General features: G+C 66.4%; 5 protein-coding genes. 2 read left to right on the top strand and 3 right to left on the bottom strand.

Translation table 11 applies throughout. The annotated features are described in order from the left end of the window. Positions 1-102 precede the first annotated feature (102 nt). The 3 genes from DTW89_RS12265 to DTW89_RS12255 form a co-directional block, all read right to left on the bottom strand. The gene (locus DTW89_RS12265; RefSeq protein ID WP_114656152.1) at positions 103-1,680 is read right to left on the bottom strand and encodes an alkaline phosphatase D family protein; all 1,578 of its coding nucleotides are present in this window, start codon (positions 1,678-1,680) and stop codon (positions 103-105) included. Between the two features lie 54 nt (positions 1,681-1,734). Next, entirely contained in the window at positions 1,735-3,261 is a 1,527-nt protein-coding gene (locus tag DTW89_RS12260; protein ID WP_114656151.1) for a GGDEF domain-containing protein, read from the bottom strand. A 91-nt stretch (positions 3,262-3,352) separates the two neighbouring features. Beyond that, positions 3,353-4,327: an NADPH:quinone oxidoreductase family protein gene (locus DTW89_RS12255; RefSeq protein WP_114656150.1), complete on the bottom strand. Its 975-nt coding sequence runs from the start codon at positions 4,325-4,327 to the stop codon at positions 3,353-3,355. Between the two features lie 166 nt (positions 4,328-4,493). Here DTW89_RS12255 and surE point away from each other — a divergent pair, with 166 nt between their 5' ends. Together surE and DTW89_RS12245 are read left to right on the top strand one after the other, a co-directional pair. Beyond that, positions 4,494-5,282, top strand: coding sequence for a 5'/3'-nucleotidase SurE (gene surE / locus DTW89_RS12250; protein ID WP_114656149.1), 789 nt, complete (start codon positions 4,494-4,496; stop codon positions 5,280-5,282). Next, positions 5,282-6,058 (top strand): protein-L-isoaspartate(D-aspartate) O-methyltransferase, encoded by a 777-nt coding sequence (locus DTW89_RS12245; protein WP_111868311.1) that lies wholly within the window; start codon positions 5,282-5,284, stop codon positions 6,056-6,058. Before surE ends, DTW89_RS12245 begins: the two co-directional genes overlap by 1 nt. The last annotated feature ends 7 nt before the right edge of the window (positions 6,059-6,065 follow it).

Genomic DNA, 6,065 nt, shown 5'->3' with positions numbered 1-6,065 from the left:
CCGTTGTTACATTGCGGAACAGCGCCTTGGATTTGTGCTGTTTTTGGCCTCTAGCGCTTTACCTGTAAGCGCTATTAGCTATCATTTCGTGAGCTAATCGGTTCACATCAGTACGGGGCCCGCCCGCCCGTCTTCCACCACGAAGCGCGCCAGGGTGGATGCGCCGCTGTCGGCCCGCAAGGGGTCGTCCACCACCCGCAAGCTGGTGGTCCAGTGCTGCGGGGTGATGTCGGCCAGGCCGTAGCCACGCTGGTCGCAGCGCGCCAACAGCACATGCGGGTTGTGGCGGGCGATGGCATCCACCTTGTCCTGCGTGGTGCCCGCGCGCGAGCTGATCGAGGTGCCGCAGAACTCGCTGGCGACCACCGGCCCGGCAGGCTGCTGGCCGTCCGAGCCGGCATCGGTGAGCACCTTGCAGACATAGTTCTGGTGGATGTCGCCGCCCAGCAGCACGCTGTTGCGCGGTGCGTGGCGGGCCAGTGACTGCAGCAGGCGCGCGCGGGCGCCGGGGTAGCCGTCCCAGCTGTCGGTGGAGACCACGCCCGAGGGGTAGCGGCGGGGCGAGAACAGGGTTTGCTGCGCGATCACGCTCCAGCGGGTGCGGTCGTGCTGTGCATCGGCGGCCAGGCCCGCATCAAGCCACTGCTCCTGCGCAGCGCCCAGCAGGGTGCGTTGCGGGTCGGCGTGGGCGGCACAGTCTTGCGGGCGCACGGCGGCAGCCCCGCCCGTGTCGGCCGCACGGCAGGCCTGCCACTGGCGGTGCTGGCGGGTGTCGAGCAGGTGCACCTGGGCCAGCCTGCCCCAGCGCAGGCGCCGGTACACCTGCAGGGCACCAAAGTCGGGCGCCAGCAGGCTGGCTGCACGCAGCGGCATGTTTTCGTAAAACGCCTGCCAGGCAGCGCTGCGCAGGGCAAGAAAAGCGACTGGGTCGCCCTGGCTGCCCTTGCCTTGGGCGCCGGCGTAGTCGTTCTGCACCTCGTGGTCATCCCAGGTGACGGCCCACGGGCAGGCGGCATGGGCGGCCTGCAGGGCCGGGTCGCTTTTGTGCAGCGCATAGCGGTCGCGGAAGTCGGCCAGGGTGCTGGCGTGCCGCAGCGCGTGCACGCGGGCCAGGCCCGTGGTGGCTGGTGGCGATGCGTATTCGTAGATGTAGTCGCCCAGGAACAGCACCAGGTCGGGCTGGTCAGCGCACAGGTGGCGCCACGCGGCGTAGTGGCCGTGCTCCCAGCGCTGGCATGAGGCAAAGGCGATGCGCAGATGGGCGTCCATGGCATCGGCCGCAGGTGCGGTACGGGTGCGGCCCGTGGCGCTGATGGCGTCGCCCAGCATGAAGCGGTAGTGGTACCAGCGCCCCGGGGCCAGCCCGGTGAGTTCCACATGCACGCTGTGGCCCAGTGCGGGAAGCGCCGTGGCCTGCCCGCGCTGCACGATGCGCCGAAAGGCCGGGTCGTCGGCCAGCTCCCAGCGCACGGTGAACGGATCGCTGAGATCGCCGTGCTGTGTTGGCAGCAGTCGAGTCCAGAGCACCACGCCGTCGGGTGTGGGGTCGCCGCTGGCCACGCCCAGGGCAAACGGGTCGTGCTGCAGCGGGTGGTTGCTCCAGGCCCAGCGGGGCAGGGTGCCGGCAGCGGCCACCAGGGCGGCACGCTGCAGGAAGGCGCGGCGTTGCAGGGGTGTCATGGTGCGGAGTGTCGCGGCTGGCTGCAGGGCGAAAGCGACAGCCGCTCCAGCCGCTCAGGCGGCCATGACGCGGTTCTTGCCCGAGCGTTTGGCCAGGTACATGCTTTTGTCGGCCCGACGAATGGCATCGGCGCTGGTCTCGCCGTCACCCAGCTGGGCCACCCCGGCGCTGAAGGTGATCAGCAATTTTTCGGTGCCTTGCAGAAAGAAGCGGGTGGTCAGCTCGCGCTGCAGGCGCGTCATGGCGGCTACGCCGTTGGCGACGGTGGTGTCGGGCAAGATCAGCACGAACTCTTCGCCGCCATAGCGGGCCAGCAGGTCCTGGGGGCGCATGACTTCGCGGGTGACCTGGGTCAGGTGCACCAGTGCCGCATCGCCGGCGGTGTGGCCGAGGCGGTCGTTGATGGTCTTGAAATTGTCGATGTCGAGCAGCGCCAGACACAGCGGCGCACCCATGCGGCGCGCACGGGCCAGCTCACGCTCCATGGCCTCGTCCAGCCCCTTGCGGTTGAGCGAGCCGGTGAGCGGGTCGTGGCGTGCCTGGGCGCTGGCGCGGTCGAGTTCCTGCTGCAGTTGTGCCACCTGCGCCCGCTTGAGTTCGGTGCGCTCGCGCAGTTCGTGAAGCTCGTCGTGGGCTGACCGGCTGTCCAGCGCCATGGAGCGCGTCGCTTGCATCACCTCCTGCAGCACAGGGGCAATTTCCTCCAGCGTGGTGGCCTTACCGATGAGATCGGCGCAGCGCTCCATCGTGCCCTGGTACGTGGTGCTGGAGTCGGTGATCTTTGCCAGGCGCTCGATGAAGGTGGACAGCATGTCCCTCATCTGCTCCTGGGCCTCGACGGTGCGGGCGTGGGCTTCGGTCTGCTTGAAGATCACGTCTTTCAGGCGCCGCTGCACATCGTCCAGCCGGCGCAGCGTGAGCGGCGGCGTGGAGGCGGCCATCAGTGCCTCGGCCTGGCCATGGAGCCAGCGGTCTTCCACGCTCAGCGCGGCGATATTTTCAAACACCATGTGCAGCAGATCGAGCAGGCTGGAACGGATGGCGGCCTGGTCTTCGGTGGCAAACGACAGGCGATAAGTGAAGTTGCCCAGCATCAGCTGCACCGTCGATACGGGCGGGGCGGGCTCGCGCAGCAACTTGGTCAGCTGCTGGGCCATTTCATGCACGCGTGCATCGTCTTCGCCCAGCGCGGGCAGCGTGTTGTCGATCAGGCGGGCCAGCAGTTCTGCCAGGTCTTCGGGCAGGATGGTCAACGCGGTGGTTTCGGCGGCCACGGGTTCGGCGGTGGCCGGGTTGAGCCCCAGATTGGCGTAGCCCACCATCACGCTTTGCAGCGATGTCCAGTCCCTGTTGTCCACCGCCCGCTCCAACTGGCCCAGCAGCCGCTTTTGTGCCAGGGTCTGGCCCGGGAGCACCCGCAGAATGTGTTTTAGCGGCCCGTCCGGGAACGCCGGTGGGGTGCGGATGCCGGCAATTTCGTCATACAGCGCCAGATAGTTGTCTGGCGTTGGGGCCAGCCGTCGGATGGCCAGTTGCTTGAGCGTTTCGCGGGCAATTTCAGAGGGTTGTCGGTCCGCCATGTGCGAGCATCCGTGTCAGGGGTCTGGGGTGCGCGAGTTTGACACAGGGCGGCGGCTTCACGGCAAAGCCGTCCGCCTCGGTGGTTCGATTTCAGTTAACCATGACCAGCTTGCCCATCACGCCGCGCGAGCCCATGTGGGCATAGGCCGCGGGCAGCTCGGCCATGGGCATGGTGCGGTCGATCACGGGCTTGATCTTGCCCTGGCCATACCACTGGGCCAGCTCGCCCATCATGGCGGCATTGGCCTTGGGCTCGCGCTTGGCAAAGTCGCCCCAGAACACCCCAACGATCGAGGCACCCTTGAGGAGCGCCAGGTTGAATGGCAGTGCCGGGATGGGCCCCGAGGCAAAACCCACCACCAGGTAGCGGCCGCGCCAGGCGATAGAGCGGAAGGCCGGTTCGGCAAAGTCCCCGCCCACGGGGTCGTAAATGACGTCAGGCCCCTTGCCATCGGTCAAGGTCTTGATTGCGTCGCGCAGGTTTTCCTTGCTGTAGTTGATGGTGGCGTCGGCGCCAATCGAGGTGCACAGCGCGCATTTTTCGTCGCTGGAGGCCGCTGCGATCACGCGTGCGCCCATGGCCTTGGCGATCTGGATGGCTGCGGTGCCCACGCCGCCTGCTGCGCCGAGCACCAGCACGGTTTCGCCGGCCTTGAGCTGGGCGCGGTCTACCAGCGCGTGGTGGGATGTGGCGTAGATCATGATGAATGCGGCCGCATCCACATGCGAAAAGCCGTCTGGCAACGGCATGCACAGGGCTGCCGGGGCAATGGTGTGGGTGCCAAAGCCGCCCGTGCCGGACAGGCAGGCCACGCTCTGGCCGACCTTCAGGTGCGTGACCCCATCGCCCACGGCTGCCACCACGCCTGCGTACTCCGAGCCGGGCACAAACGGCAGGGGTGGCTTCATCTGGTACTTGTTCTGCACGATCAGCAGATCCGGAAAGTTCAGGCTGGCGGCCTTGATCTCGATGAGCACCTCGCCCGCTTTGGGGGTGGGGGTGGGCAGTTCGGTCCAGGTGAGCGCGTCAACGCCGGTGGGGTTCGTGCAAAGCCAAGCGTGCATGGGTATGTCTCCGGTCTGTCTCTTGATGATGGGGCGCATGATAGGTGGGGGGGCCGCGCAGGGGTTGTCCCCCGAGCGACGGCCGCGTTTGGAAGCAGCGCGCTGACCCCGGGCGTTCGCGCGCGGGGTGCCGCACCTACAATCCGTTGCAACCTCTACTGCAACCATGAAGATTCTCATTTCCAACGACGACGGCTACCAGGCGCCAGGCATCGTGGCGCTGCACGATGCGCTCAGAACCCTCGACGGGGTGCAGGTGGAGGTCGTGGCCCCCGAGCACAATAACAGTGCCAAGTCCAACGCGCTTACTCTGCATTCACCGCTGTATGTGCACAAGGCAGCCAACGGCTTTCGCTATGTGAATGGCACGCCGGCCGATTGCGTGCACATCGCCCTCACGGGACTGCTGGGATACCGGCCCGATCTGGTGGTATCCGGCATCAACAACGGCGCCAACATGGGCGACGACACCATCTACTCGGGCACCGTGGGCGCTGCCATGGAGGGGTTTCTTTTTGGCATTCCAGCCATGGCGGTATCTCAGGTGGACAAAGGCTGGGGCGAAATCGAGGCAGCTGCGCACAAAACCCGCGAAATCGTTGCGCAGATGATGGCGCAGAACCTGGTGGCTGAGGCGCCGTGGTTGCTCAATATCAACATTCCGAACATGCCGCTGCAGGCATTGCGCCCCCTGAAACTGTGCCGCTTGGGGCGCCGCCATGCGGCCGAGCGGGTGATCGTGCAGGAGAGCCCGCGCGGGGACGTGATGTATTGGATCGGCGGGGCTGGCGCAGCCAAGGATGAAGCTGAAGGCACCGATTTTCACGCGACAGCCCAGGGGCATGTGTCGGTGACCCCGTTGAAGGTGGATCTGACCGACCACGACAATCTGGGTTATTGGGCGCAGACGGCGTCCCGCTTGGTGACCGCTGGTTCAGTGGCCCCGCAGCGGTGATGCAGCGCAGACCCGGTTTTCCGGCCCGCCTGGATGGCGCTGGGGGTGCCGCCTCCAAGCCTGCGCCAGCCCCGTTGCGCCCGACGGTGCGCCCCAATGTGCCGGCAGCGCCCCACGGTGTTGGGCTGGATTCGGCTGCGGTACGCGCGCGCATGGTGCAAAAGCTCGCGGCGGGCGGCATTGCATCACCATTGGTGCTTCAGGCCCTCTCGTCGGTGGAGCGGCACCGCTTTGTTGATAGTGCGTTGGTGAATCAGGCTTACGAAGACACCAGTTTGCCCATCGGCCTGGCGCAGACCATTTCCAAGCCCAGCGTGGTGGCGCGCATGTGCGAACTGCTGTTGGGCGCGGAGTGCGCGCGGACCGGCGGGTTGGGCCGCGTGCTCGAAATCGGCACCGGCTGCGGCTACCAGGCCGCGGTGCTTGGTCGTCTAGCGCGCGAGGTGTATTCGATCGAGCGCTTGCGCGGCCTGCACGAGAAGGCGCGCGACAATCTGCGCCATCTGCGGCTGGCCAATGTGCACCTGTTGTTTGGCGATGGCATGCAAGGTTATGCCAAGGGCGCACCCTATGCGGCCATCATCGCAGCGGCTGGCGGCGAAGCCGTACCGCAGGCCTGGTGTGATCAATTGGCCTTGGGCGGGCGCCTCGTGGCGCCCATGGCGCTTGCTGGCGGGCAGCAAGTGTTGCTTGTCATCGACAAAACCGCGCACGGATTGAAACAAAGCGTTCTCGAACCGGTTCATTTTGTCCCTCTAAAATCGGGGATTGCCTGAAGGGAAT

The sequence above is a fragment of the Acidovorax sp. BoFeN1 genome, from assembly GCF_003345135.1.
In the GTDB taxonomy this organism is placed as follows: domain Bacteria; phylum Pseudomonadota; class Gammaproteobacteria; order Burkholderiales; family Burkholderiaceae_C; genus Acidovorax; species Acidovorax defluvii.
The sequence above is the reverse complement of the archived record's forward strand: the minus strand, read 5'-3'. Positions and strand labels throughout refer to the sequence as shown.

Excerpts from the sequence above, each read along its gene's own strand:
- surE (WP_114656149.1), top strand. The coding sequence starts at position 4,494 with ATGAAGATTCTCATTTCCAACGACGACGGCTACCAGGCGCCAGGCATC.
- DTW89_RS12245 (WP_111868311.1), top strand. The coding sequence starts at position 5,282 with ATGCAGCGCAGACCCGGTTTTCCGGCCCGCCTGGATGGCGCTGGGGGT.
- DTW89_RS12260 (WP_114656151.1), bottom strand. The coding sequence starts at position 3,261 with ATGGCGGACCGACAACCCTCTGAAATTGCCCGCGAAACGCTCAAGCAA.
- DTW89_RS12255 (WP_114656150.1), bottom strand. The coding sequence starts at position 4,327 with ATGCACGCTTGGCTTTGCACGAACCCCACCGGCGTTGACGCGCTCACC.
- DTW89_RS12265 (WP_114656152.1), bottom strand. The coding sequence starts at position 1,680 with ATGACACCCCTGCAACGCCGCGCCTTCCTGCAGCGTGCCGCCCTGGTG.